Consider the following 25,749-nt stretch of genomic DNA (forward strand, 5'->3'; position numbering starts at 1 on the left):
GCTTAAGCTTTGGTGTTAGATCCTTCGCTGCATTGGCTGTCTATCTAGGCGTCGTGATTGCTATTGGTTTGGCTGTCGACAAGCTGTATTGGCGCTCTGTTCATGTTTGGTTTGGTCAGTTTCCCAAGGGACTCCCCCAGGGGCAATGACGGCCCTGTTTGTTGACTGCCCAACTGGTCTGGCTGGTGACATGCTCCTGGCCGCATTTTTGGATCTGGGTGTGCCTCGGGCCGTGATTGAGGCTCCCCTTGCAGGACTTGGCCTTGAGCAGGGTTATGCCCTTACGGTCGCAGAGGACCGCAGCGCTGGCTTGAGGGGCCTGAGGTTATCCGTTGAAGGGCTCGACTTGGAGCCTCCTCATCGGCTTTGGCATGACATCAGAGCGCTGATCATGGAGGCTGATTGGTCAGAACCTTTGCGCGCCAGGGTGTTGACGGTGTTCAAAGCTTTGGCGGAAGCAGAGGCTGCGGTTCATGGTCACCCCATCGAGCAGGTGCATTTTCATGAAGTGGGCATGATCGATGCTTTGGTTGATGTGGTGGGCGTTTGTGCGGCTGTTGAGCACTTGGCTCCCGAACAGATTGTCTGCGCCGTACCTCCGGCGGGGCGAGGCAAGACGGCAACAGCTCATGGCTTCTTGCCGGTTCCGGTCCCGGCCGTTTTGGAACTAGCCCGAAGACATCAAATCTGCCTCGAGGTTGGTGATGACCTCCCGGCTTGTGAGCTCACCACACCGACGGGGCTTGCCTTGATGGCTGTGCTGGCAGAGCGCTTTGGTCAGCCTCCCTCGCTAAGAATCAACGCGATTGGCGTGGGTTTGGGACACCGCACCCTTGATCGCCCAAACATCCTGCGCATCTGTGAGCTCGATGGTTTCGCAAGAGAGCGATCTGAAGAAGAGATGGCTGGTTTGAGATGGCAGCCGGTGGTTGTGCAGGAAGCCTGGATTGATGACGCCACACCTGAGGACGTTGCCGTTTTCAGTGATCAGTTGAGGGATGCCGGAGCGTTGGATGTTGTTTCTGAGCAAGTGCAGATGAAAAAAGGTCGCCAGGGGGTCAGTGTGAAGGCATTGGTGACTGCTGAACAGGCTCCTGGGTTGCGAGTGGTTTGGTTCTCTCAGGGAACGACTCTGGGGTTGCGGGAGCACTCTCATGGGCGGTGGTTGCTGCCTCGTCGTGGGGGATCCTGTCCCACGCCATGGGGCTCAGTGCGTGTCAAGCAGGTACGGCGACCTCAAGGGATCCTCACTGTCAAGCCGGAGCATGACGATCTCCTTCGCCTCAGTGTTGAGACGGGCCATTCTCTGGAGCAGTTACGCCGTGAAGTGTTGTTGGCTTCGGAGGATTTTGTTGCAGATGAGGATTGGACATGGTGATCTCAGGCTTGATTCGCCATGGACGGGGGTTGAGGTTTTGGCTGGGCAAGGTGGCTCTCCAGGGTGGGTTTCGACTCTTGATCACGCTCGCAAGTCTTGCCTTTGTGGCGGTGGCATTGGTCAGCCATGGGGCACAGTTGCGTCAGCTTTCCCTGAGTGGCCTGGCCTGCTGGTGGCTGGTGCTTGGCGTGGGCATCAGCTGGTCGAGCCTCGTTGTGAATGCACTCGCTTGGCGAGTGTTGGTGGGTTGGTTGGGCCATCGACCCAGGCAAATATCACTGATTCCCCTTTTCCTGAGTAGCAATCTGCTCAAGTATCTGCCTGGCGGGATCTGGCATTTGGTTGAGCGAATGCGGGTGTTAAGGCCCCATTTGGGGGCCGGGCCTGCATTGGCTTCTGTGTTGCTCGAGCCCTTGCTCATGGCCGTAGCGGCCCTGCTTTGGGTTCCCTTCGGAGGTTGGCAGTCAGGCCTTGCGATGGCCTGTTGCTTGCCAGCAATGTTGTTGATACCTCGCTGGAGAGAGCCCCTGCTCAGACGCTTAGAACGTGCCAAAGCCAAGCAGCTCGATCGGGTTGATGCGGGTCTGGTTGGTGGTGTCTCAGCAGAATCATTGGGCAGTGGACGAGACGACTACCCCTGGGGTTCGCTGGTGATGGAGATGCTCTTCGTGGCGTTTCGCTTTGCTGGATTTTGGTGTTGTGTGATGGCGTTTTCGCTGAGCACCAGCTTGTCGATGGGGGAATGGTTGGCAGCGTTTGCCTTGGCTTGGACTGTGGGCTTGGTCGTTCCTGCAGCGCCTGGAGGGCTAGGGGTTTTTGAAGCCACTCTTTTGTTGCGAGTGGGCTCTGAGGTACCGGAAGCTCACTTGTTAGCGGTGGTGCTCTGCTACAGGGTGATCGCAACGATTGCCGATGGGCTTGCCGCTGCTGCGGTTGCTGGGGATCGTGCGTTATTGAAGCGACAGAAGGTGCATTAGCGAGGCAGACGGCGAATGAAATGAGGTGATGAGATGTCTCAGCTTTCAAAAATTAAATTGTCTATAAAAGACTGAAACCCGTATTAACGAGTTAAGATTGGGTGCAGAATTAATAAATCTTGCGACTCTAAGTAGCACATTCTCTGTGTTGTTGAGTCGAGACCAATCGGGCTGCCTTGTTGCTCGACATGGTTTGGTCTTTAGCCTTTCTGCATGGCTGAAAAGGCTGAGTCAATTATCGGAATCAATGGCACTTCTTGTTGCGAAGTTGCTTGAGCCTTGCCTTAGAGAGTGTTGGAGAGGCTCTGGTTTCTTGGGGCATTCTAGGGGTAGAATTTCGCTTGATGACTGTCAATCTATGAAATCATGGCTGGAGGCTAAAGCCTGAGAAGAGAGGCTTCTGAGCTAAAAATTTCCCTTTGAGCTCAAAGAATAGCAACTTGCTAATTCTCTTTCATGCAGTGGCTTTTACACTTTGCTCATCATCGCTTCTGGTGAAAATTTTTAATTTACTTGTATTAGTTTGCACCGCAAGAAGTTCTCTGAAATCTTCTTATGCTCGTAAATTTCGCTAAGCACCGGTTCATTGTGAACATAAATGTGTATCGCATGCATCACACTGTTGCTAGCAAAGAAACTGACCATGGATGTTCTTGACCTTTTCCCAAGGTCCATCCTCAAGGGGGAGCTTGAACCCTCAGTGCTCAGCAGCCTGCAGAGTCTTGCGGCTCAGGTGCTCGCGAATCCAGAAAACAGCCCTGATGCATCGGCGAAGCTGGCTGGGCAACTCAACCAACAAAGAGAGCTTGCTCTCAAGCAACTAGAAGTTCAGAATTTTTGCAATCAAGCTGTCTTGCCTGGTTGTGAACGTTGGATTCGTCATGTGATTGATCGGCAACCTCTGCAAGGACGTGGCCCATGGACACCAGGCCGCTATCGGCTGCAGATGGTGGATGTTTGGTTGAACAGCCAACGTGCTGGTGATTACAACCCGACCCATACCCATGGTGGAAGTTTTTCGGGTGTTGCATTCCTGCAAGTGCCATCTCAAATCAGGTCAGAGAGTTTTGATGGTCAGCTTTGTTTTCATGGCCCTGAGGAATGGCACATCCAAAGTTTTCGCACGGGAATGGCGCACTATGTTTTGCCAGTGCCAGGTGAGTTTTATGTTTTCCCGGCATGGCAACCTCATTCTGTGATGCCTTTTCGAGGTGAAGGAGAGCGCTGGTCATTGGCTTTTAATGTTTTGGCTTTGCCTAAGACAAAGGATCAGCCCAATCCACAAGATCAGCCCACCACCTCTCAGTTCAATCGAAACGTGTCCCTTTCATCCCAGAGAGCTGAGGCGAAAGGGTTTTAGCTAATTTTGTGGTTGAAAAATCAATGCTTCACCTTGGTCATGAACAGCTCCAATCGTCTGGACAGAATGAACTCATCCCCTGCAACTTTGCTAAAAGAAAAGACGCTTAGTCGTTGCCTGATATCAGGGCCAATAGCAGCAAGTGTAAGCATCAGAGACTCCATGTATTAATAGTCTCGAAGCAACTTGAGCCACGTTCAATGTATAGGCCTAAGAGAGAGTTTGCTTGATTGTGTGTTTAGCCAAGTGGCGCATTAGTTGTATACCAAATTGGCGAATCCATTTCAACTGTAACCCCGACTAATCGCAGAGCAAGGAAAGCGGCAAGGCCAAGAAATAGGCGTATTAGAAGCACATTATGGTATTTTTCCATGATTTGGTAGTCAATCAAAAGATGCCAATACCTTAGTCTTCTCATGCTGCTAATCTCGTATCAAATAAGTGATTTGTCTGTAGCAAGTGTTTTGGAGGAGAGACTTTTTTGTCTGTCGAGTCTCTCTTCGCAATTTTCGCTTGTTATGAGTCTGTGGTTTTGAATGAAGTCTGCCTTTCTGAATCCGACCCAAAGCTCTTGTTGAAGATCATTTGAAGTATTGAAAACTAAGTGAGTGGTTCTTTGCTTAAAGGAGGCTTTTTTTGTTCCCCTTGATCGAGCCCTGGGACCAATGCCAGCGAAGCGATTAATCCCAGAGCGATGATAATCAGTGCTGGCAAGATCGATTCCGCCATGCGTTCATCTGCGGCGTATTGGTACAGCCGTACAGAAAGGGTGTCGAAATCAAAGGGTCTCAGAACAAATGTGAGAGGTAGTTCTTTAACCGTGTCGACAAAAACCAAAAGTGCTCCTACCGCTAGTGGACCTTTCAGCAAAGGCAGATGAACGCGTCGAAGCACCTCCTGCCATTGACAGCCAAGTCCAGTAGCGGCCTCATCCAGGTTTGGGGAGAGGCGCTCGAAGGCAGCGTCGAGTCCTCCTTTTGCAACTGCCAAGAAGCGATCGCTATAGCCCCACAGCAGCAGCAGAATCCATGCGAGGTTCCATGGAGCACCGTTGAATGGCATCAGCGCAATGGCCATTACAGCTCCTGGAATGGCATAACCAATCCCTGCCATAAATGAGAGGTTGCCCATCCAGCGAGTTGATGACCAACGCTTGGCGATTGCAAGGGTCAGACCTGCTACCACGGCAAGGCTTGCTGCTGCCAGCCCAAGTCCAAGACTGCGTTCTGTCAGTGGGATTAGATCAGGATCTATCCCTTGTTCGAGTTGATCGAGATTGAGGATGGCCCACAGCAGGGGCACGCCCAAAGTGATCGTGGGAGGAATGAGGCCTAGGCACTGAGCGCACAGAGCGCGTACACCGTGAAGCTGCCAGGCTGGAGAATCGCCACCAGCGACACCCTCTGTCCAGCGGCGGCTGCGTCGTCTCAGTCTGCGTTCATACCCCACCAGTGACATCACGATGATCAGCGCGATCATTGCTAGTCCAATTGCACCGGCAGGATTGCCTTCCATTTGCCAGGTCTCAACGATGCCAGCTGACAGGCTTGGGATGGCGAGTAGTGCTACAGCCCCGAGTTCATTGACGACTTCCATGCCCATCAGGGCAATCCCGGCACCAATCGCTGGCAAAGCCATGGGCAGAGCAATGCGTCGAAAACTGTTCCACGGTCCAACCCCAAGACTGCGACAGGCTTCCAGTTGGCGGCGTCCGCAGATTGAAAAGCTTTCAGTGCTGAGGAGAAAAACGTAGGGATAGGTTGTCAGCGCCATGATCAAAATCCCCCAGCCCATGCCATGAATTCGGATGGCATTGCGACTGCCAAGGTCGATCAGGATGGCCGAGAGTAGGTAGGCGGGTGTTGCGAGGGGCAATAGCTGAGCCACTCGTAGGGCTCGACGTCCTGGGAAGCGGCAGTTTGCTAATAACCAGCCGTTTGCAGTTCCCAGTAGGCCACCCAATAAAGATGTCCCGATCAGCAGAGTTAAGGTCCCTTGAATCTGTTGTGGGCCATCGACTCCAAGGCTGGCCGATCCATTGATGAATCCCTGCAGTGCTTCACGGATCAGACCAATCAGAGGCCAGAGAGCAAGCACAGCAAGCAGAATGGCCATGCTGTTGAGAAGCAGGCGGTCTGGTTGCCAATGGCGTTTGCGCAGGCGGTTCGAGCCGTAGTTTGAGGGGACGGCGTCTTGGGTCATCAGGCGATCAATCTCAACCGTTAGAGGCCATCAGGGAGAAGGTTTTGATGTTGAGCAAGTGAAGTTGGGTGGAATTGGCAGAGTTCTGCAGCGGTGAAGACTTTTCTCAGCATGACCTCAACTGCGTTCAACAGCTTTGTGAGTCACGACATTCTTTTTGCTCTGCGATGACTTTGAAAGCTGGCCTGCAGCTTCTTGTTGTGCTCGAGTTCCCTTCCAGCTTGTTGATTGAGGGGTGGTTTTCTAGGGGCGTCGCTCGCGTACCGGAATAGGCACAAGTGAGGGTTCCATCAGTCCGCCGCCGCTGTTGTCGTCATCGGAATCGGCCAATAACCAAAAGGCCAGCATCACGAGGGCCAGGGCGGTGATGGCGGTCAGCAGTTCAAGCATGGCCCTCTCCGTTGAAGAAACACTTTAGCCAGGTAGATCTCAATAAGGAGGTATCAGAAGCTTGATTTTGTTCATACTGAAGTATCAATTCAGCACAGCAAACACAACCAGCGAGTGTGCAGTCGTTTTGATTGCCTCAGAATTGAGTGCGCTGTTGATCAAGCTGTTGTTCAGGTTCTCCTCCTGGCGCGGGTTGAGCAACTGCCATTGATGCAGCTGTTGAGTAGCAAGCAGTGGGCGAAGTTGTCGATCTGTTTGCCTGTTGGTTGGATTCAGCTGAACCCTTTGCCGGCGTCCTTGGCTACGCAGGCCTGAAGTTGGCGTCGCAGGGTGTCGTGATCGAGTTGGCGTCCAATCAACACCAGTTGGTTCTTGCGCTCAGCGGGCCAGTCGCTGTCATCAATGGAGAAGCGCTTGCCGGCTAAATGAAAGATGTGGCGGCGTTCGCTCTCGTTGAACCAGAGAATCCCTTTGGCACGAAAGACTTCTGCAGGAAGTTGATTGTCTAAGAAATTTTGGAACTTCCGCAGCGCAAAAGGGTCATCGCTGCTGAAGGATAGGGATGTGAAGCCTTCGATTGCTAGGTGATCAGGGTGGTCATCGTGGTGATGACTGTGATCGTCGTGGTGATGACTGTGATGACTGTGATGACTGTGATCGTCGTCGTGGACATGGCTGGAGTGTCCGTGTTCATGATCACAGTCGCTGTGACCGTGGCTCTCTGCAACGTCTGCTGGTTGTACGCGATCGGTTTCAAACAGGCCCACGCTTAGTAGCAGCGGTAAGGGCACATCTCCTTTGATTGATCGAAGGATGCGGGGATTTTGTTTGAGGTCTGCCAACTTGGATTCAACCTCTTTTAATCGCTCTTCAGCGACGAGATCTGTTTTGTTGAGCAGCAGGATGTCGCCATAGATCACCTGGGCTCTGCCGACTTCGCTTTCCAGGAGTTGGTCGTTAAAGTTTTCCGCGTCGATCAAGGTAATGATCGAATCCAAGCGGGTTTGATCTCGCAGTTCACTGCCAAGAAAGGTCATGGCAACGGGTAACGGATCTGCCAGGCCTGTGGTTTCCACAACGAGGTAATCGATTGGGTCTGGACGTTCGAGAATCCGATCAACCGCTTCGAGCAGCTCCCCATTGATCGAGCAGCAGATGCAGCCATTGCTGAGTTCAACCATGTCCTCGCTGGTGCTGACGATCAACTCGTTGTCGATTCCAATCTCACCGAATTCATTCACCAATACGGCGGTTTTTAGGCTCTTCTGATTGCTGAGGATGTGGTTGAGCAGGGTGGTTTTGCCGGCGCCTAGGAAGCCAGTGAGGATTGTTACCGGTACGCATCGGTCTTGCTCGAGCGCTTCGCCATGATCAGGTTGAGTGGTTGCTTCGGATGCGATTGCGTCGTTCATGGGCTTGCCGTCAGGGGAGCGGGAGGGTGCTGGAACCACAGCCGCTCGTTGATTCCATGCTGGCAGCAGTTTCGTCTGAGTGAGTTTTGATTAGCCCGGTTCCAGCAAATTGATTGCTTCGGCGAGCTTCAAATCACGATCGCTCAGTCCGTTGACGTCATGGGTCGTCAACTCGATCGTCACAGTGGCATAGACGTTGCTCCATTCCGGGTGATGGTTCATGGCTTCAGCTAGCAGTGCCACACGGGTCATAAAACCGAAGGCTTCCACAAAGTTGCGAAAGCGCCATTGCCTTCGCAGCCGTTGATCCGCCAGGGTCCACCCCGGCAGCTTTTCAGCTACGGAAGAGAGCTGTTCAGCAGTAAGCAGGGTTGCCGTCATGAGGTTGTGTTGTGTTGCTCTAATGATGCAATGGCTGAAGGGTGATTTGATGTTGTCCCCCATGAGTGATTGCGGCAGTTGAATCCAATGCTGTTGTCCCATGTCCGAGCTGGTCGGATACTGCTAAACAATTTTTCTTTGAACCAGTAGTGATTGAGCGCTGTGGTGCGTTGTCGAGGGGTTGTCTTGTCAGAGCATCGATCAACGATGCACATTGGGCAGTGCATTTGTGTGGATCATGTTGGATCTGTTGGCATCGATTGCTCTTGATCTGGTGACTCAGCTAGATCGTGGAGACGATCAACGAGCAGATCCACGTCGGTCTCAGTACCACCATCTTCAGCCCAGGCATCAGGGTTGTGGCGTTGCTGCACCAACTGGTTGAGTTTGAAACCATTGCGGCGTGCGAATAAGTTGGCTGTGCTGCTTGGTGCTGCTTCTTTTTGGCTAGCAGTTGGCTTGTCTGTTTTGGATTTCGAGAGATCAGGAATGGCGAGATTGAGGGCACCTCGTAGTAGATGCTCGATGGCTTGTTTTTGATCCATGCCGTGCATCGCGGCATAACGATCAAGTCGCTTTAACAATTCATCAGGCAGATCATTCATGGCTGTTCATTTCGCCAATCGCGTGGATCGCCACCCGCCTGTGGCTTCCATGCCGGCGATGTTCCCAGAGATAAATCGCCTGCCAGATGCCTAGTAGCAGTCTGCCTTGATCAATGCTGAGGCTAAGAGTGCTGCAGGTGAGAGCTGTGCGGATATGCGCGGGCATATCGTCTGGCCCTTCATCGTCATGGAGATAGGAACGCCGCTCGCCTAGGCCGTTGATCGGCCGGAAGCCCTCTTCTGGCACGAGAGCCTTGAGATAAGCCGAGAGATCTGTGAGCACTCGTGGGTCTGCGTTTTCGTTGATGGTGAGGCTGCAGCTTGTGTGTAATGCCGTGAGGTGGAGAACGCCACGCTTAATTCTCGAGGAGGCAATCCAATGATTGAGTTGGGCAGTGAGGTCTGTGAAGCCTTCTCCTGTCGTGACGATCTCCAGCTGGTGTAACGCTTGCTGAAGAGACATCGCTGTTGGGGGGAGTGACTGGCTGCCTAAGTTTGGTCTACATAGTTGAGCTGGCAGAAATGGGGCGTGCTGTTTCGCTGAAAGGGCCTGCTGGCGATCATTGCTTTGCTTGCTGCGCTTGCGAGTGGCTCTGCCTCTCTCCATGTGCAGCGGGGGCTGAAGCAGCTGAAAAATATCTACCCGATGGCTTGTCTCGAAACCTTTCGCTGGCAAAGACAACACTCGCCAATGGATGACCTATGCCTTGATGGCCAGCAATGGTGAGGAATTCCTTTGTGGTTGGATGACATTGACTGATGACTGATGCCGCAAGGAATGCACCTGGAACAGGAGATCACCGTCAATGTTGAACCTGAGCTCACCCTCTTGTTTGACGGGGCTTGTCCTTTTTGTTGCCGTGAAGTGAGCTTTTTACGCGCTCATGATCGTCACGGCCGCTTGGATTTTGTTGATATTGATTCCCCTAACTATGACCCTGAGGCCTTTGCTGGCATCAGTTATCGGCAGGCGATGGGGCGCATGCATGCGTTGCGTCGCAATGGTGAAGTCGTGCGAGATGTCGCGGTCTTTCGCGAGGCTTATCAATTGGTGGATTGGGGATGGCTCTATGCACCCACGGCCTGGCCTGGTGTTGCTCGTGTTGTGGATGGGGTCTACAAGATCTGGGCTCGATTGCGCCTGCGGCTCACTGGCCGCGAATCCCTTGATCAGCTATGTCGCTGCCGCATGAAGCGGTTTTAGTTTTTTACCTCTCTTCTGTCTCTCTTTTAAGGGGTAAGGGGGAGTCAAGAACGACGAACTTTTGGCCTGAGGGCGCTCGTCTGTTTAAGGTTGATGCAGTCATGGATCCAGCCCTTGCCTGCGCTGGCTTGGCAACGACTTGGTGAATATCTGCACGAGACCCAGCTTTTGGGCTCGATTCAAAGCACCCTCTATTGGGATCAGAACACTCGCATGCCTGTTGCCGGCGCAGCTTGGCGCGGTGAGCAACTCAGCCTTCTGGCCAAGCAATTGCATGCTCGTCAAAGCAGTTCGCAATTTGAGGGGCTGTTGGTGGAGGTTCGAGCCGAATTTGAGCAAGCTCGTTTGGCGGGGGAGTTGGAGCCAATCCAAGTTGTTGAGCGAGCTCGCAACCTGGAGCTGCTTGAGCAAGACCTCAGGCGACAGCAGCGCCTAGATCCTGCTTTGGTGGGAGCGCTCGCGACTGCGAAGGCAAAGGGATATGCCCGATGGCAGCAAGCCAAATCAACGGCTGATTTTTCCTGCTTCGCGCCGGCTTTGCAGCATCTGATCAGCTTGCGGCAGGAGCAGGCGCAGCAGCTGGCAGAACAACGCAGCTGCTGGGAAAGTTTGGCCCAACCTTTTGAGCCGGATCTGACCTTGGCGCGTTTAAAGGAGCTGTTTGCTCCATTACGTCAACGATTGCCTGATTTAGTTGAGAAGGCACGCGCTTGGGCTCGTTCTCGTGCGGTGTCATTGGGATGGGATTTGCCTGACACCACTCAGCAGGATCTTTGTGAGCGCTTGCTGCAGGGATGGGGTCGGGATCTGAGCATCACTTGCGTGGCGCGATCACCCCATCCGTTTTCAATCACCCTTGGACCTAAGGATTTTCGACTTACGACAAGAGTGGTGCCTGGGCAGCCCTTGTCTTGTTTTTTGGCCACCGCCCATGAATGGGGACACTCCCTCTATGAACAGGGTCTACCTGCTCAAAGTCATCAATGGTTTGCCTGGCCGTTGGGCCAGGCCACGTCGATGGCGGTGCATGAGAGTCAGTCTCTGTTTTGGGAGAACAGAATTGCTCGCAGTAGGGCTTTTTGCGAATGCTGGTGGCCTCATTTTGCCTCTGTAGGCGCGCCACTCAGCTCTGCTGATGAGCTTTGGCTGGCGATGAACCCATTAACACCAGGATTGAATCGCGTGGAAGCCGATGAACTCAGTTATGGCTTGCATGTTTTAATTCGAACAGATCTTGAAATTGCGCTGCTAGAAGAAGGCTTGCCGGTGGAGGGTTTACCTGATCAATGGAACCAGCGCTATAGCAATTTGCTTGGTGTGATTCCCGAAAATGATGGCGAGGGCTGTCTGCAAGATGTGCATTGGAGTGAAGGTTTATTTGGCTATTTCCCTTCTTATCTGATGGGGCATCTGATTAGTGCCCAGCTATCAGAAGCCATGCAGCAGGCGATTGGACCACTTGAGGAACATGTTTCTCATGGTAATGAGCATCAGCTGTTGGCTTGGTTGCGAGAACATGTTCACCCGATTGGCCGGATGATGAATGCTGAGCAATTGGTGGAGCATGTAACCGGAAAACCTTTATCGAGCAAGCCTTTCCTTGATTACTTAGAAGACAAGCTTGAGCATCTACAAGAACTTTAATAGATACTCCTGGCCTAGATTTGGCGCTATGTTGAAAACGTCTGCTGCCGTTACTAGATCAAATCAATTGCATTGAAGGGAAGGGCATTGGGTGAATGGCATCTTTCTTTGCTGTTAGATGTTCTTACTAATTATTTTCTTTCTTCTGGGATTTCTCCAGGGCCCGTTATGCTTGATACAGCAGAACGTCGCAAATGAAAGGTGTTAACGGCATATTGGCTGCCATTGGAGTAATGCTTTTGGTGTTTATTGTTATCACTATGGGGATAATCCCTGGAGGTAATGTTCTCACTAAGCAAGTTGCTGAAAGTCAGCTTGATGCTAGGGGCGTAGCTAGTGATCAATTGAAGAATAATCAAGTGGTCATGAATCCAACAGCCACTAATCCTCTAGTTATTCAGCGAGTGCAAGTTAATTCAGTAACCAGTCAGCCAGTGCCGAATGATCAAGTATCAACAGATGAGATCGTTGTTGAACAGCCGGGCTCTAAATGTGCGCCTGGCTGGGTAGAGACAGGCGATGGCATTTTATGTGTGCCTGGATTGTTTAAGATGCTTGATGTTGCTGATACGGGCAGTCCGGGCGAGAAGAATTGTTGGGCTGGAGGGATGGTGCTTAATTGCCGTGATTAAAGAATCTTTTGCGCTACTATAATGATTAGGTTAGTAGCATAAGATAGTTGCATCTATTATGACTTGATTAATTCACAGCGTCTGCACAGAAATAGCAATAGATAGTTTTGAGATTTGGGAAGCTAGTTGTATCAAAGCTGGCGACAACTGGCTGTGCTGTAAATAAAGGCATCGAAGGCATCGAAGGCATCGATAAAGAAGACGCTGATCTCACCAACAGCAATGGGAAGAAATGCCCCTATGCCTGCTTGATTGGGGGCTCCTGCTCCTTGCAGTGTTCCTTGGAAACCCCAGTTGAACCACACAGCGTCTTTAAGCTTGATCTCCATCACGCCTAGATCTTCTGCACTGCCTTCTTCTTCTTGAGTAGCAACAGGCTGGATGGGAGTGTTGGCTAGTGCAAGAGCCTTAGCACCAGTGAGCGATAAGGCGAGGCGACGCGAACGCTGCACTGGGATTGAGCTGTTCAATGCTGCCAACAGCATGACGGCAAGATGTGGCTTTTCGACCTGCCCACATCTGTTTCGCCAAAACGAACAGCAGGATCGGTGTCTCGGTTGCGCAGTTTTAGCTGGTGGGTAATGAGCGCATGAGGTGCTGGTCTTGTATCAATAGGGCAGTAGATCTTGTCCAATGCAGAGCAAGCCATTCACTCAAAAAGAAGACACGCCGTTGTGGCTTCAAGTGTTCATCGTCGGTAGATGGCCCTTCGCTCTGCTGATTTCGATCGGCATGCTTTCGGCAACAGCGCTGCAGTTGCTCAGCCGGCCGATTCCAATTCGCATCGTTGGTGGATTGCAAGTGGATCAGATTGATCTGCCCACCGTTGACATCAACGCCGAACAGCCACTCTCTGTTAAAGGTGATGTGGCTGTGAAGAATGGCGTGACGATTAACTCGAATAAGGCTCTGCCGATCCTCGGCCAAGTGTTGGTAGAAGAGATTAAAGGAAGTGTGAGTGTGGATGAAATTCGAACACCGGTGGATGTGGTAAATTCATCTCCGCTAAAAGTGCAAGGTAGAGTTAATATTGATGGCAAGGTTAATGTGGAAGGGAATGTGGGTGCTTCTGTTAAGCCTAAAATCTTCTGACTTGTCTCATGTAAGCAGAGAAGAAGATTGGCCAAAGGCTTCCCTTTTAACGAGGAGTTATTGATTGATGTTTAGATGGTTAATCATTAATCTTTTTATTTGTTCTTTTAACCAAACCAACTGCTCTGCCAGCTGTTGGTTTGGTTCACTCTTGGTTTTGGATAGTGTTAAGCATCTTTTATTGAATCAATCACTTTGGATTCGTTGCAGCGATGAGCTTGATCGCGGCGCCCCCGTAGGATGCGCCGCTGGCGACTTCGCTACTTATGGCCAACATCGATCAGGCTCCAAGCCGCAGCACTCCCAACCTCTTGCATGTGTTGCCTGCCTTTGCAGATGAATCGGAATTGCGGCTCAACACGATCGTGGAGCTCAACTCCAACACGATCAACAAATATGAGTTGATCACGGAAACAGGCCACCTCAAGCTTGATCGTGTCGGCTACTCCTCCCTGGCTTATCCCTTTGCCTACGGTTGCATTCCTCGTACATGGGACGAAGACGGTGATCCACTCGACATCGAAATCGTCAGTGTCACAGAGCCGCTGGTGCCTGGCTCGATTGTTGAGGCAAGGATCATTGGCATCATGACCTTTGATGATGGTGGTGAAGTCGACGACAAAGTGATCGCTGTGCTGGCTGATGACAAGCGCATGGACCACATCACCAGCTTTGAACAGCTCGGAGAGCAATGGCTGAAGGAGACCCAGTACTACTGGGAGCACTACAAGGACCTTAAAAAGCCTGGTACCTGCAGGGTGAACGGCTTCTTAGGGGTGCAAAAGGCTGTCGAGATTATCAAGGCCTGCGAAGCCCGTTATCTCGCTGAGATCGATCCAAAACTGGTTGATTGATCCTTGCGGCCATGGTCGTTGGCAGCGAATGAACATTGCCTGAACGGTTTTGTTGCTCGCTGTTTATCTTGAGACTGATCAGTCTTTGCTGGCCCGTGTCAAGCCTGTTGCGCCGTCCGTTTTCGCTGTTGCCTGTTTCATTGATCCTGGCGGGAGCTGTTGCTTTGCCAGGCATCGTTCAAGTATCTGCTGAGATCCCAGCGGAAAACACTGAAGCATCTGTATCGCCTGAAGTCTCAGCGGAAAAATCTGAATCGTCTGCATCGCCTGAGGAATCAGCGGATAACTCTGAAGTGTCTGCATCGCCTGAGATCAGTACGAAAGTTGTCTTGCTGCTAGGTCGTCGTGAAATCAGTGTGATCCGCGATGGCGAGAAGCTTGGCCCCTGGCCGGTTGCTATTGGTGATCCTCGTACGCCTACTCCTACAGGTGTCTTCAAGGTGGAGAACAAAGTGATCAATCCGCAATATCAGAGCACCAAATCTGGGCGAGTGAATCCTGCGATTGGGGTTGCTAGTCCCCTTGGCGATCGCTGGATTGGCTTTCTGCAAAGTGGTCAGAACCAATTCGGCATTCATGGCACCCCATGGCCCTACTGGGTCAATGCAAAAGCTGCCGTCACCAATGGCTGTGTGCGCATGCTTCATGCGCATGTACGTCAGTTGTTTGACGTCGTCGAGGTGGGAACAACTGTGGAAATCCTGCGCTGATCCTTGTTAGCGCAGCCAACAGACTGACGAGTGCTTGAGTGATCTCGCTAGCTGGCTCAATAGAGATTGAGAGGAGTCAGGCTTCTGGTCTGACAGCAGCGAAGATCTCCGCAAGGATCTCTCCGGCGCCTTGAGATTTCAGGGTTTCAGCGAGTTCCTTGCCGATGGCTTCACAGCGATCAATTGGGCCGCGCTGCTGATCACGTATCAAGCGTTTGCCATCTAAGCTGGCAACCATGCCTGTGAGCAGTAATTCGTTGGCTTCGATGCGGCTATTGACACCGATGGGGACCTGGCAGCCCCCTTCTAGTTCTCTTAGTAAGGCCCGCTCAGCAAGGCAGCGCTGCGCTGTTGGTATGTGTTCCAGTGCCTTGATGGCCTCGAGGACTTCGGGGTGACCCTCCACGCATTCAATGCCTAGGGCTCCCTGGCCAACGGCATGCAGGGAGATCTCGCTGGGAATCAACTGATGAATGCGATCTCCAAAGCCAAGCCTTGTCAGACCTGCTGCTGCAAGGATCAGGCAGTCATAGTTGCCGGCATCCAGTTTTTCAAGGCGGGTGATCACATTGCCTCGCACATCCTTAAACACCAGATGGGGGTAGTGATGCCGTAATTGGGCGAGACGCCGTAGCGAGCTTGTGCCAACGATTGCCCCTTCAGGCAGGGTGTCGAGTTGATGCTCGGCATTCTTTTGATTCACTACCAGAGCGTCGGCTGGGTCTTCTCGCTCAGTCACGCACCCAAGCATGAGCCCTTCGGGAAGATTGGTGGGTAGATCTTTGAGGGAATGAACAGCGATATCAGCACGCCCTACCAGCATCTGAGCTTCAAGCTCTTTCGTGAACAGGCCTTTGTCGCCGATCTTGGCAAGGGCGACATCGAGAATTTTGTCTCCCTGGGTTGCCATCGCTTCTACCGAGATGGAAAGGCCAGGGTGTGCTTGCTCCAGTTCCGCTTGCACCCAATTGGTTTGCACCATGGCCAGCTGGCTTCGGCGTGAGGCGATGCGCAGTTGGGTGAGGACCATGTGTTCAGAACTCCAGCCCTCCAGATTAAGCAGTCGACCCCACGATCTTCGCGATGGGCTGCTAATCCGTTAATGCTCTGAGGGAAGGGAGGTTTTTCGGTTGTCTGTTCAATCAATAGGTCTTGTTCATTTCCTATCCCAAGACCAGCAAGAGATGCAAGAGCTCCCTTTTGGGAAGCAAATATCACTTCCCAACTATTGAAAAAGGGATCAGGAATATATTTAACTTGTCTCCAGATTGCATGCTAAAAAATAAAATTTTTCCTAATGAGTGGCTTGATTGTATTGAATGCGGAGGCGCTAGCTTGATGGAAAGGTTTTGGCTTTTGTCAGAAGGATGGAGGTATTTTATATCTAATATGAATGGTCATAGTAGTTAAAGTATTTGGAGTGCCTTTGATCAGATTGAGAGTTGCTTTTTCGCGGCCTTGGCATAAATAGCTTTTCTGCTTTATTGATATTAGGAATTAAAGATATCAGTGGCTGACAGCTCTTGATCTCCTGCACTGAGAAAGGGGGCTTAAGCCCCCTTTCTGGATTGACTTTTACATTGATTACTTGATGTATTCCTTTAAAACACCATTGCGATTCGGGTGACGAAGTTTGCGTAGGGCTTTGGCTTCAATCTGACGGATGCGCTCTCGTGTGACCTCAAAGATCTGTCCAATTTCCTCGAGGGTTTTCATGCGGCCATCGTCAAGGCCATAGCGCAGACGCAGAACATCACGTTCGCGGGGGCTGAGGGTTGCGAGAACACCTTCTAGATCTTCTCGCAAGAGATTTTTGGCAACATCTTGTTCTGGATTCTCAGTATCAGATTCGATGAAATCACCAAGTCTGGAGTCTTCCTCTTTGCCAATCGGTGTCTCGAGGGAGATGGGTAGTTGAGCACTTTTTGCGATAAATCGAAGTTTTTCGATTGTCATTTCCATGCTTTCGGCAATTTCCTCTTCTGTTGGTTTACGGCCAAACTCCTGGCTCAGCACTTTGGTTGTTTTTTTGATGCGTGAGATTGTTTCGTAGAGGTGAACAGGAAGACGGATTGTGCGGCTCTGATCCGCAATTGCTCGGGTGATGGCTTGACGGATCCACCAGGTGGCATAGGTGGAGAATTTGTACCCTTTCTCGTGGTCGAATTTTTCGGCAGCACGAATTAATCCCAGGCTGCCTTCTTGGATTAGATCCTGGAAGGACAGGCCTCGATTCATGTATTTTTTGGCGATCGAAACAACCAGCCGCAGGTTGGATTGCACCATCTTTTCCTTGGCTCGGCGCCCCAGCATCAGGCGACGGCGGAATTTGATGTTGGGCATTTCAACAAGGGAAGCCCATTCCTTGTTGTTGGGGTAGTGACCGTGATCACTATTGAACTGCTCTGCCAGTTCCTCTAGATGCAGGAGGTCAGCAATTTTGCGGGCTAGTTCAATCTCCTCGTCCGGACGCAGCAGGCGGATACGGCCGATCTCCTGGAGATAAACCCTTATGGAATCTTCGGTGTAGACGCCTTTAGGACCGATCTTGATATTGGCTAGAGCTCTGGCCTTCGCGTCTGCTTCGCTGGTTGCTTTAGCAGCAGCTTGGCTGCTTTCAGTTTCAGCGCTGGCCTTAGGGGCGCTTGTCGCTGCTGTAGCAAGAAGTTGGTCAGCCGTTAAATCAAGGTTTTTGCTGACAGTAGGGGTAGGGGTGGCTTTTGCTTTTTTTGCTTTGGGGCTGGACGCTTTTGCAGCAGAGCTAACCGGCTTGGCAGCAGTCTTTGCCTTGGCTGCTGTTGCCTTGACTTTCTTGGCTTTGGCTTTAACCGTGCCTTTGGCCACTTGGGGTTTGGCAGTCTTTGCAGAGGCTTTTGGCTGGGCCTTTGCAGCTGCTGCTTGGGTGGCTGCAGGACTCATGGCAGGGGAGGGAATGAAAGAGGAAAGTGGGAATGAGGGAGCAGAACCCAGGCTTATGCAAAACCATGCAAAAGTGGCCACTGCAGCACCGACGGCTCAAAGCATCAGATCAGAACCTCGTAAACAAGTGATCATCTGAGCTAGAAGTAGCCTGACGATCCTGTTGTCCAGGTTGAGACTTGGGATGCTCTGATTTGGAGCGAAAGGAACAGGGAATGTTTTTATGGACCAAAGCAGGGCTGTCAGGGGCTTTCTCAGACCGACTGAACTTTTATAGAGGGTTCCCTATAGAGGCTCGAATTGCGTGTCTTCCCACTGGACGGAACTCTGCTTGGTTCCGACGACAGCCTTTGGACTGTCCAACATTGACATTCTAAAAAAAACTTGTGACGCCTGCAAGTCCTGATCCGGCTGAACTGCCCCACTGCCCTCCCGAACGCTGCGCAGAGGTGGACGTCTGGTTGGAGGCAGGCCGTGAAGGGCGGTGTTTCACCTATGTGGACAGCAGACGGTTAGGGGTGGATTTAGGGGATCTCGTAGTCGTTCGCCTGCGGGGACGAAGGATGCACGGCCTCGTGATGGATCGGCGGATCTCGTCTCCTGTTGATCGTGGCCAGGACTCTGGGAGTGAAGCACCGCCGCGTCACTTAGAGGCCATCGAGGCTCTTGTGCAGTCTGCGGCGGTAGATCCTCTCTGGTTTGGCTGGATTGAAGCGATGGCTGTTCATTGCCATATCAGTTCATTTCGCATGCTTAAAGCAGCTTTGCCGCCTGGTTGGCTCGGTCAGCGGCAGTCTCATCAGGCGGAGCCCCGTCGACTCTGGTGGATTCAACTCGAATCTTCTGCGATCAATCCCCAGAATCTTCCTCAGCGTCAGGCTGATTTGCTGGCGGCTTTGGCTGCAGGTGGTGGTGGTGCATGGCAGAGGGATCTTCAGGCTGCTGGCTTCGGGTCTGGTCTTGTCAATGGCCTCATCAAGCGAGGTCTCATTCGTAGGGAAAAGCGTCAACCTACTGATGCCTCCAACGGGCTTTCCTGCTCAGATGTTTGTGATCAGGATTTGGAGGTGCCTCAGTCTCTGACTGTTGAACAGCAGGAGGTTGTGGAGGCTTTCCAATCCCAGCCTCTTGGTACTGGGATGCTGCTTTGGGGGGTGACAGGCTCGGGCAAGACAGAGGTTTACTTGCAGCTTGCGGCAAGAGAACTGCAAGCCGGTCGTCATTGCTTGATTCTCACGCCGGAGATTGGTTTGATCCCTCAGTTGGTCGATCGTTTCCGTCGCCGTTTCGGAACCAAGGTTCTGGAATATCACAGTGGCTGTTCCGATCGTGAACGGGTGAGCACCTGGCGGCAGGGGCTTACTGCTGCCACTCCATTGGTGGTGGTTGGTACTCGTTCAGCAGTCTTTTTGCCATTGGCACCATTGGGTTTGATCGTGCTTGATGAGGAACACGACAGTTCTTACAAGCAGGAGTCACCCATGCCTTGCTACCACGCCCGTGATATGGCCATGGATAGGGCCAGGCGAACTGGCGCCAGGGTGGTGCTGGGAAGCGCTACGCCTTCGCTTGTCAGCTGGAAGAACCTCGCTCCTCAAGGCCAGCTTGTCTTGGCTCGACTGACCCGTCGCATTTCCGATCAGCCCTTACCGCCTGTGCATGTGGTTGATATGCGACAGGAATTGGCTGATGGCCATCGTCGCTTGATCAGCCGTCCATTGATGGAACGTCTTTCGGCATTGCCTGAGGCCGGTGAACAGGCGGTGGTGTTGGTGCCACGACGCGGCTACAGCAGCTTTTTGAGTTGTCGTAGCTGTGGAGAGGTCGTGCAGTGTCCTAACTGCGATGTGGCGCTTACGGTGCATCGCAGTCGTCAAGGGCACCAGTGGTTGCGTTGCCATTGGTGTGACCATCGCGCTGAGGTTGAGTCCAGTTGCCATAAATGTGGATCGAAGGCTTTCAAACCCTTCGGTGCAGGCACGCAGCGCGTGATGGAGCATCTCGTTGAGGAGCTCAAGGGTCTGAGGTTGTTGCGTTTCGATCGTGACAGCACCGCTGGGCGTGATGGGCATCGCCGTTTACTGGAACAATTTGCAGCAGGGGAGGCAGATGTGCTGGTTGGCACCCAGATGTTGGCCAAGGGTATGGATTTGCCTCGGGTCACTCTTGCGGCGGTGTTGGCTGCAGATGGTTTGCTGCATCGCCCTGATTTACAAGCTGGAGAGCAGAGCTTGCAGCTATTGATGCAATTGGCTGGTCGTGCAGGACGTGGCGAGCGGCCAGGTCATGTGCTTGTTCAGACCTATTGCCCTGATCATCCTGTGATTCACCATTTGGTGGATGGTCGCTATGGCGAGTTTCTGAAAGAAGAGGCCTGTCTTCGTCATGAGGCTGGTTTGGTCCCTTATAGCCGGGCCTGTTTGTTGCGTTTGTCAGGTGATTCAGCTGCCGTGACAGCCACAGCTGCTGCGGTTCTCGCTGAACAGATCAAACCCCTTTGTGAGGCTCAGGGTTGGTGTCTTGTAGGACCAGCGCCAGCTCCGATTGCACGGGTCGCTGGTCGAAGTCGTTGGCAACTGCTATTGCATGGTCCGGAGGAGAGTCCTTTGCCGCTGCCATCAGGATCGACTCTTTGGAATGGATTGCCCCGTGGGGTTTCCTTAGCGGTGGACCCAGATCCAATTCAGCTTTGATTAGGCCATCTTCTTCAATGGTTGATGTTGTTGGAGGTCCGTTCGAGGGGCATTTTGAGCACGCCGAAGCCGAGTCTGAGCTGAACGTTTTGCAGGATCAGGCTGGTTTTCAACAGCTCCATGACCCAAGGGTTGCCAACCTCGAGTCGGCTGGAGCGTTTGCGATCAAGGTCTAGCTGCTGAGGGTCGCCTTGCTGTAGAGGCCAACTCAGATCCCCGTCAGGGTTGTTGGTGAGTCTTTGGCTGGTTACTGGGTTCACTCGTTTGGCCTTAAGAGGCTTATCTCGGTGGTATGGCCAAGCCACTGAGCAGCATGGTTAACCCGATGAGAACGAGCAAGACCAAGATTAAGAAGCCCAGATTGGGGGCTTTTGTTGGTCCGGTGGCTGGCGGTGGCGGCGGCGCTGACCGCAGTGAAGGTCGACGGGCTGAAACAGGGCGTGCAGCCGTTGTGGCTGTCATGTTTAAGTTCGGCAAGCGTATCGACCAGTTGGCAGGTCGTTGCAAGCTTGGTGCTTCCAACACGATCAGTAGCTGTTTCGCGTTCTGGCGAAGTTCGAGGTCTTTGCAGCGGGTGAGAAGACGACAGGTTGCGAGGGCCTTGCGCTCGTCACCTTGCCCCATCCAAGCAGTAACCATCAGCATTCTGATCCTGGCCCCCTCCGCATGGGGCAGTGGATGGTTTGCTGCCAAAGGCTCTAATAGAGCAAGGCTTTGGCCATAGTCTCCGCGGGCGAGGGCGGCTTCAGCCTCGGCCAGATTCGCGTGCATCGCTCAGCTGCGACCAACTAACATTGTGCCGATGCCGGCGTCGGTGAACACCTCGAGAAGCAGGGCGTGTGGAACACGTCCATCGATGATATGGGCAGCGCCGACCCCTTGAGCTAAAGCTCTGATGCAGCATTCGGTTTTTGGGGTCATGCCGCCAGCCACCACCCCTTCAGTGATGAGTTGGCGTGCTTCAGAGAGACGCAACTGATGAACAAGGGAACTTGGATCATCCCGATCTAGCAAGATGCCTGGGGTGTCGGTTAGCAGGATTAGTTTCTCTGCTTCAAGAGCGGCGGCGATCTCACCGGCGACCGTGTCTGCATTGATGTTGTGTGAGCAGCCCTCAACAGTGGCGGCCACGCTTGAGATCACTGGTACATAACCCTTTGTGAGAATTGGTTCAAGTACATCGATGTTGACTCGGGCTACATCTCCGACGAGGCCATGGCTGCCGTCGCCCCAGGGTCGGGCTTCAACCAGACTCCCGTCACTGCCACTAAGGCCAACAGCCTTGGCCCCCAGTTGGTTGAGGCCATTAACGATTTGCTTGTTAACGCGTCCAACTAAGACCATTTCCACCACGTCCATGGTGTCTGCATCGGTAACGCGAAGGCCGTCGCGGAATTGGGCTGGAATCTCAAGCCTTTCCAGCCATTGATTGATCTCTGGTCCGCCGCCATGAACCACAACGGGCTCTACGCCCACGCTGACGAGTAGGGCAAGGTCGCGAAAAACCGCTTCCTGCAAATTGGCGTGGGCCATGGCGGCTCCGCCGTATTTGATAACAATGCGCCGTCCGCTAAAACGTTGGATGTAAGGGAGGGCTTCGCTAAGCACAGAAACCCTGAGGGAGTCATCCTCTGTAAGCCTTCTCGCGGAGTTGGTTTGGCAGGGCTCAACCAGCGCTGCAGCAGTTTTAGCTGACTCCATCTTGACCTGCTAGTTCATCATCCTTGTTGATTGGCAGCAGGATGAGATCCAGAACCCCCGCGCTTGGAGATTTCAGTTCGGCGTGCAGGCCTTTGGCAAAGAAGCGGCCCAATCGTTCCTGGCGTTCCTGCCAGAGATCGAGTGGCACAGCACCCAGATTGAATCTCAACCGTACGCCGTACCCCGCTGCAGTTTCTAGTTCTTCAATCTCTTGGAGCTGAGGGGGGTTGTCTTTATCCCAGAGTTTGAGCGCTTCTAAGGATGTCTCAAGATGGGCTTTCTGTCCATAACGCCAGCGGGTTACATCCCAGACGAGTTTGCCCAGTTCCGGTGCTCCCTTCTCCCTGGCTTGACGCAGAACTGCGGCTGGAGTGACGCGTTTAGCAGGGGGAAGTTCAGAGGATTTTAGTGCTAGTCCTCCTATGAGGATGGGCACTCCATAGAAGATGGTTGGCAGGCTGAGGTTGGCATCGCCATTTGTGTAGGCCACCGCACCAACAACTGCAAGTACACCACCTGCCACGGTGACGAGGCTGCCTGGAGAGAACAGATCATTCATGGCGTTTATTCTGACGCTTTAGCCTCCAGGCTGAGGGTAAGGATCCGTTGCAATGGCTTCAGCTCATCCCTCTGATAGCGACTTATCTGAGTTGATCACTCAGTTGGATGCTGATCGAGCTTGGTTGCTGGAGCAGATTGATCGTGGTCGTTGGGTTGAGTTGCGCCTTGACTTGGCTGCTCTGGAGAGGGAATTGGGCCAGCTGTTGACTCGAGCTGCTGAGGGCCTTGAAGACGAGAACAGCTTCGGGTAATGAATGCGTTCAGAAGGGAATGTCATCGGTGTCTGGAACCAGTGGGGCACTATTCCAGCTGGCAGCTTCTGGTTCTGCAGTTGTTACCGGTTTGGGTGTTGGCGTCTCGGCTATCGGTATAGGTCGTGAGGTCTGGTTGGTTGTAGTGCTAGTAGGTCGTTCTGGGCTACTAGCAGTTTGACCAGCTTGGCCGGAGAGGGAATGAAGACGCGCGAGCGTGAATTCGGCGCGCTTTTCCTTGGTGCCATCTTGGCGGGGAACTGTGTTCATTCGTAGTCGACCTTCAATCACAAGCCTTTGCCCAACTTGGACGCGGTTTTGTAGATCCTGGGCAAGGTTGCCCCATCCCACCACCTTGAGTTGACCAGGGGCAGTGTCGACACGAAGTGCATCGAAGCGCACCTCCATTTCGGCGATCGGTGTTTGGTTGTCTTGGGTATAACGAATGGTTGGTGCCTGGATCACTTCCACTTCAAGTACGCAGTGGTTCATGTCCTTCCCTTGGAGTGAAAGTCATTTTGATGCAAGCTTGCAGGAATGACCAGCCGCATGTCTGGTTGCTATCTGGGACTGGTGAAGGGCCTGTTTTGGTGGCCGCTTTGGTGGCTCAGGGATGGCGAGTCAGTGTCAGTGTCGTCAGTGCTAGCGCCGCAAGGGCCTACGCAGGTCTTTCCTTGGAAGATCTTTGGACGGGCCCCCTCGACGGAGTGGAAGGGATACTCGGGGTGCTTGATCAGGCTCGTCATCGCCATCAAGGTTTTGATTGGGTGGTGGATGCGACCCATCCCTTTGCAGTCAAGATCAGTACGGATCTGCAGCGTGCTTGTCAGGAATTCGCTCAGCCTTTGTTGCGCTTTGAGCGTCCCATGGAGGGTTGTGGAGAAGCATCCCTGATCGCGAGCTCGGCTGATTTGGCAAGGCAAACATTGCAAGGAAGTCGATTGTTGATGGCTCTTGGGGCAAGGCATCTTGGCCAGGCTGTCAGGGCAGCTCGTCAGGCTGGAGCTCAAGTGTTTGCCCGTGTGCTTCCTTCGCCGGAAAGTCTTCGACATGCTTTGGCGACTGGCTTGCCCGAGCACCATCTAGCTGTGGTGCGTCCGCTGCAGGGGCAATCTCATGGCGAACTGGAGTCAGCCTTGTGTCGGCGCTGGTCGATTACAGCAGTGGTTTGCAGGCAGTCGGGGGGGGTGACGGAGCAGCTCTGGCACAAGATCTGTCGGCAGCAGGGGCTTGGCCTTTGGTTGATCTCCCGGCCACAGCCCTGCGATGCAGTAGAAGCCATCGGTAGCGTTGAGAGCCTGCTCAATCGGCTCTCAACCAATCCAGTAGCTCCACTGTGCTGACATTCTTCGCAAAGGTCTTCATGGTTGATCGAGGATCCTCATCGACACTGGTTTTGGTGTTGACCACAGAGGCAAACGCAAACCTGGCCGAGGGATTGGCCAATGAGCTCTTGGCTCGCAGGTTGGCGGCCTGCGTGAGTTTGCAGCAGATTCAATCCCACTACCGTTGGCAGGGGAAGCTGGAACGAGCGCAGGAAGTGCAATTGCTGATCAAGACCAGTCAGGATCAGCTGGATGCACTGCATCAGACGATTAAAGAGTTACACAGCTATGAGACCCCAGAGTGGATTTACTGGTCAGCCACTGCAAGTGATCCTTACGCTGCTTGGGTGGCAGCCGCTGTGGAACCTGTTGAAGGGTGAAACAGCCCTTTAATTAGTTCAGATGCTTCGCTACTAATTCCGGAAGAGACACCTTTGAGCGAGGACCGAGTTGAGTGATCACCTGGCCGGCGCAGATGGATCCAATTTGTCCACAGGTTTCCAAAGGGGTTCCCTGGGTGTAACCGTGTAGGAAGCCACCGGCGAAGAGATCACCTGCACCTGTGGTGTCAACCACGTTGCCAAGTTTGTAGGCAGGAATATCCCAGCGTTGATCACCAGCGAGCACGACAGATCCGTGCTCGCTGCGGGTGAGGGCTGCAACCTTGCAGCGGCCTTTCACTTCTTCCAATGCAGCCTCGAAGCTGACACTCTTGTAAAGAGAGGTGATTTCGCTGTCGTTAGCAAACAGCAGATCTACGTGGCTATCAACCAGCTCGAGGAAGCTGTCGCGATGCCGATCAACGCAGAAGCCATCGGAAAGAGATAGGGCTACTTGGCCTCCTGAATCACGACAGACTTGTGCGGCAGCGATGAAGGCTTTTTTGGCTGCCGGACTGTCCCATAGATACCCCTCGAGGTAGAGCACCTTGGCTTGGCGAACCATTGACAGGTCTAAATCTTCAGGGTCCAGCTGTACCGAAGCTCCTAGATAGGTACACATGGTGCGTTGCGCATCAGGGGTGACCAGGATCAGACAGCGAGCCGTAGAAGGACCATCACTTGCTGGTGGAGTCTCGAATCGAGCGCCTACTGAACGGATGTCGTGGCTAAAAATGCTGCCTAGTTGATCATTTTTGACACGACCGATGAAGCCTGCCTTCCCGCCGAGCTGCGCCAGACCTACCAGGGTGTTGGCGGCGGATCCACCTGAAGTCTCTAGACCTGGTCCACTGATGGAGTAAAGCGCTTCTGCTTGGGCTTCATCCACCAAGGCCATATTGCCTTTACTCAGACTGTGCGCATCAAGGAAGGCATCGTCCGCCTGCACCAGCACGTCCACGATGGCATTGCCTATTCCAACCACATCGAGAGGACGATCACTGAACCTGGGGATAGCCATGGAGGGATGCATGGGAAACCTCAGAAGTATCGATCCCCGTCCACCATCTGTTTTGAG

The 25,749-nt window shown here is 52.9% G+C and carries 27 protein-coding genes and 1 pseudogene; 14 read left to right on the forward strand and 14 right to left on the reverse strand.

Features of this window, described 5'->3' with window-relative positions; all coding sequences use genetic code 11:
* The first annotated feature begins 145 nt into the window (after window positions 1-145).
* From SIB79_RS02025 to SIB79_RS02035, 3 genes are all read left to right on the forward strand, one after another.
* Window positions 146-1,378, forward strand: coding sequence for a LarC family nickel insertion protein (locus tag SIB79_RS02025; RefSeq protein WP_063403702.1), 1,233 nt, complete (start codon window positions 146-148; stop codon window positions 1,376-1,378).
* Window positions 1,372-2,355 carry a lysylphosphatidylglycerol synthase domain-containing protein gene (locus SIB79_RS02030; protein ID WP_063403703.1) on the forward strand — a complete coding sequence of 328 codons (984 nt, stop codon included), beginning with the start codon at window positions 1,372-1,374 and terminating at the stop codon, window positions 2,353-2,355. The genes SIB79_RS02025 and SIB79_RS02030 overlap by 7 nt, the downstream gene beginning before the upstream one ends.
* A 643-nt stretch (window positions 2,356-2,998) precedes the next feature.
* On the forward strand, window positions 2,999-3,715 hold the full coding sequence (locus tag SIB79_RS02035; RefSeq protein WP_063403704.1) for a putative 2OG-Fe(II) oxygenase: 717 nt from the start codon (window positions 2,999-3,001) through the stop codon (window positions 3,713-3,715).
* Window positions 3,716-4,315: 600 nt separating this feature from the next.
* Here SIB79_RS02035 and SIB79_RS02040 read toward each other — a convergent pair.
* From SIB79_RS02040 to SIB79_RS02060, 5 genes are all read right to left on the reverse strand, one after another.
* Entirely contained in the window at window positions 4,316-5,917 is a 1,602-nt protein-coding gene (locus SIB79_RS02040) for an ABC transporter permease (protein ID WP_063403705.1), read from the reverse strand.
* A 662-nt stretch (window positions 5,918-6,579) separates the two neighbouring features.
* Window positions 6,580-7,719 carry a CobW family GTP-binding protein gene (locus SIB79_RS02045; RefSeq protein WP_081215659.1) on the reverse strand — a complete coding sequence of 380 codons (1,140 nt, stop codon included), beginning with the start codon at window positions 7,717-7,719 and terminating at the stop codon, window positions 6,580-6,582.
* A gap of 90 nt (window positions 7,720-7,809) precedes the next feature.
* A complete protein-coding gene (locus SIB79_RS02050; protein ID WP_011825379.1) occupies window positions 7,810-8,100 on the reverse strand; it encodes a 4a-hydroxytetrahydrobiopterin dehydratase in 291 nt (96 codons plus the stop codon).
* 236 nt (window positions 8,101-8,336) lie between these two features.
* A complete protein-coding gene (locus SIB79_RS02055; protein WP_063403706.1) occupies window positions 8,337-8,705 on the reverse strand; it encodes a hypothetical protein in 369 nt (122 codons plus the stop codon).
* On the reverse strand, window positions 8,698-9,312 hold the full coding sequence (locus SIB79_RS02060; protein ID WP_236072638.1) for a secondary thiamine-phosphate synthase enzyme YjbQ: 615 nt from the start codon (window positions 9,310-9,312) through the stop codon (window positions 8,698-8,700). The genes SIB79_RS02055 and SIB79_RS02060 overlap by 8 nt, the downstream gene beginning before the upstream one ends.
* Window positions 9,313-9,471: 159 nt before the next feature.
* Here SIB79_RS02060 and SIB79_RS02065 point away from each other — a divergent pair, with 159 nt between their 5' ends.
* From SIB79_RS02065 to SIB79_RS02075, 3 genes are all read left to right on the forward strand, one after another.
* Complete coding sequence (locus SIB79_RS02065) at window positions 9,472-9,909, forward strand: thiol-disulfide oxidoreductase DCC family protein (RefSeq protein ID WP_063403707.1); 438 nt, start codon at window positions 9,472-9,474, stop codon at window positions 9,907-9,909.
* A 93-nt stretch (window positions 9,910-10,002) separates the two neighbouring features.
* Window positions 10,003-11,553, forward strand: coding sequence for a carboxypeptidase M32 (locus tag SIB79_RS02070; protein ID WP_063403708.1), 1,551 nt, complete (start codon window positions 10,003-10,005; stop codon window positions 11,551-11,553).
* A 194-nt stretch (window positions 11,554-11,747) separates the two neighbouring features.
* Window positions 11,748-12,185, forward strand: coding sequence for a hypothetical protein (locus SIB79_RS02075; protein WP_063403709.1), 438 nt, complete (start codon window positions 11,748-11,750; stop codon window positions 12,183-12,185).
* 185 nt (window positions 12,186-12,370) lie between these two features.
* On the opposite strand, the pseudogene SIB79_RS02080 reads toward SIB79_RS02075, so the two are convergent.
* A pseudogene (locus SIB79_RS02080) lies at window positions 12,371-12,637 on the reverse strand (carbamoyl-phosphate synthase); the annotation flags it as partial.
* 181 nt (window positions 12,638-12,818) lie between these two features.
* Between SIB79_RS02080 and SIB79_RS02085 the strand changes: the two are divergent.
* The 3 genes from SIB79_RS02085 to SIB79_RS02095 all read left to right on the forward strand — a co-directional run bounded on the left by SIB79_RS02085 (window position 12,819) and on the right by SIB79_RS02095 (window position 14,841).
* Window positions 12,819-13,277: a hypothetical protein gene (locus SIB79_RS02085; protein ID WP_063403711.1), complete on the forward strand. Its 459-nt coding sequence runs from the start codon at window positions 12,819-12,821 to the stop codon at window positions 13,275-13,277.
* A 266-nt stretch (window positions 13,278-13,543) separates the two neighbouring features.
* On the forward strand, window positions 13,544-14,131 hold the full coding sequence (locus SIB79_RS02090; protein WP_011130644.1) for an inorganic diphosphatase: 588 nt from the start codon (window positions 13,544-13,546) through the stop codon (window positions 14,129-14,131).
* A 107-nt stretch (window positions 14,132-14,238) separates the two neighbouring features.
* Entirely contained in the window at window positions 14,239-14,841 is a 603-nt protein-coding gene (locus SIB79_RS02095) for a L,D-transpeptidase (RefSeq protein WP_413681128.1), read from the forward strand.
* A gap of 76 nt (window positions 14,842-14,917) precedes the next feature.
* Here the strand turns inward: SIB79_RS02095 and hemC are convergent, their stop codons facing one another.
* Complete coding sequence (gene hemC, locus SIB79_RS02100; RefSeq protein ID WP_063403712.1) at window positions 14,918-15,871, reverse strand: hydroxymethylbilane synthase; 954 nt, start codon at window positions 15,869-15,871, stop codon at window positions 14,918-14,920.
* 554 nt (window positions 15,872-16,425) lie between these two features.
* Complete coding sequence (gene rpoD / locus SIB79_RS02105) at window positions 16,426-17,760, reverse strand: RNA polymerase sigma factor RpoD (protein ID WP_063403713.1); 1,335 nt, start codon at window positions 17,758-17,760, stop codon at window positions 16,426-16,428.
* On the opposite strand from rpoD, the gene SIB79_RS02110 reads away from it, so the two are divergent.
* Together SIB79_RS02110 and priA are read left to right on the forward strand one after the other, a co-directional pair.
* Complete coding sequence (locus SIB79_RS02110; RefSeq protein WP_196757494.1) at window positions 17,672-17,899, forward strand: hypothetical protein; 228 nt, start codon at window positions 17,672-17,674, stop codon at window positions 17,897-17,899. The genes rpoD and SIB79_RS02110 overlap by 89 nt on opposite strands.
* 247 nt (window positions 17,900-18,146) lie before the next feature.
* Window positions 18,147-20,453, forward strand: coding sequence for a primosomal protein N' (gene priA / locus SIB79_RS02115; RefSeq protein WP_236072639.1), 2,307 nt, complete (start codon window positions 18,147-18,149; stop codon window positions 20,451-20,453).
* Window positions 20,454-20,467: 14 nt separating this feature from the next.
* Here priA and SIB79_RS02120 read toward each other — a convergent pair whose 3' ends face one another.
* Genes SIB79_RS02120 through SIB79_RS02135 form a run of 4 tightly spaced genes read right to left on the reverse strand, consistent with a single transcriptional unit; the run spans window position 20,468 to window position 22,713 of the window.
* Window positions 20,468-20,713, reverse strand: a complete 246-nt coding sequence (locus SIB79_RS02120) for a hypothetical protein (protein ID WP_236072640.1) — start codon at window positions 20,711-20,713, stop codon at window positions 20,468-20,470.
* A gap of 19 nt (window positions 20,714-20,732) precedes the next feature.
* Entirely contained in the window at window positions 20,733-21,224 is a 492-nt protein-coding gene (locus SIB79_RS02125; protein ID WP_063403715.1) for a hypothetical protein, read from the reverse strand.
* Between the two features lie 3 nt (window positions 21,225-21,227).
* Window positions 21,228-22,154 (reverse strand): acetylglutamate kinase, encoded by a 927-nt coding sequence (argB, locus tag SIB79_RS02130; RefSeq protein ID WP_063403716.1) that lies wholly within the window; start codon window positions 22,152-22,154, stop codon window positions 21,228-21,230.
* Window positions 22,141-22,713, reverse strand: coding sequence for a DUF2854 domain-containing protein (locus SIB79_RS02135; protein WP_011130636.1), 573 nt, complete (start codon window positions 22,711-22,713; stop codon window positions 22,141-22,143). The genes argB and SIB79_RS02135 overlap by 14 nt, the downstream gene beginning before the upstream one ends.
* 52 nt (window positions 22,714-22,765) lie before the next feature.
* Between SIB79_RS02135 and SIB79_RS02140 the strand changes: the two genes are divergently transcribed.
* A complete protein-coding gene (locus SIB79_RS02140; protein ID WP_011130635.1) occupies window positions 22,766-22,966 on the forward strand; it encodes a hypothetical protein in 201 nt (66 codons plus the stop codon).
* A gap of 9 nt (window positions 22,967-22,975) precedes the next feature.
* Here the strand turns inward: SIB79_RS02140 and SIB79_RS02145 are convergent, their stop codons facing one another.
* Window positions 22,976-23,458: a single-stranded DNA-binding protein gene (locus tag SIB79_RS02145; RefSeq protein WP_063403717.1), complete on the reverse strand. Its 483-nt coding sequence runs from the start codon at window positions 23,456-23,458 to the stop codon at window positions 22,976-22,978.
* A gap of 29 nt (window positions 23,459-23,487) precedes the next feature.
* On the opposite strand from SIB79_RS02145, the gene SIB79_RS02150 reads away from it, so the two are divergent.
* Together SIB79_RS02150 and cutA are read left to right on the forward strand one after the other, a co-directional pair.
* Window positions 23,488-24,309, forward strand: a complete 822-nt coding sequence (locus SIB79_RS02150; RefSeq protein WP_063403718.1) for a precorrin-6A/cobalt-precorrin-6A reductase — start codon at window positions 23,488-23,490, stop codon at window positions 24,307-24,309.
* A gap of 20 nt (window positions 24,310-24,329) precedes the next feature.
* Window positions 24,330-24,671 carry a divalent-cation tolerance protein CutA gene (gene cutA, locus SIB79_RS02155; RefSeq protein ID WP_063403817.1) on the forward strand — a complete coding sequence of 114 codons (342 nt, stop codon included), beginning with the start codon at window positions 24,330-24,332 and terminating at the stop codon, window positions 24,669-24,671.
* A 13-nt stretch (window positions 24,672-24,684) separates the two neighbouring features.
* On the opposite strand, the gene SIB79_RS02160 is transcribed toward cutA, so the two are convergent.
* A complete protein-coding gene (locus tag SIB79_RS02160) occupies window positions 24,685-25,704 on the reverse strand; it encodes an adenosine kinase (protein WP_063403719.1) in 1,020 nt (339 codons plus the stop codon).
* Window positions 25,705-25,749 lie beyond the last annotated feature (45 nt).

It is taken from the genome of Prochlorococcus sp. MIT 1342, from assembly GCF_047304495.1.
Lineage (GTDB): Bacteria > Cyanobacteriota > Cyanobacteriia > PCC-6307 > Cyanobiaceae > Prochlorococcus > Prochlorococcus marinus_D.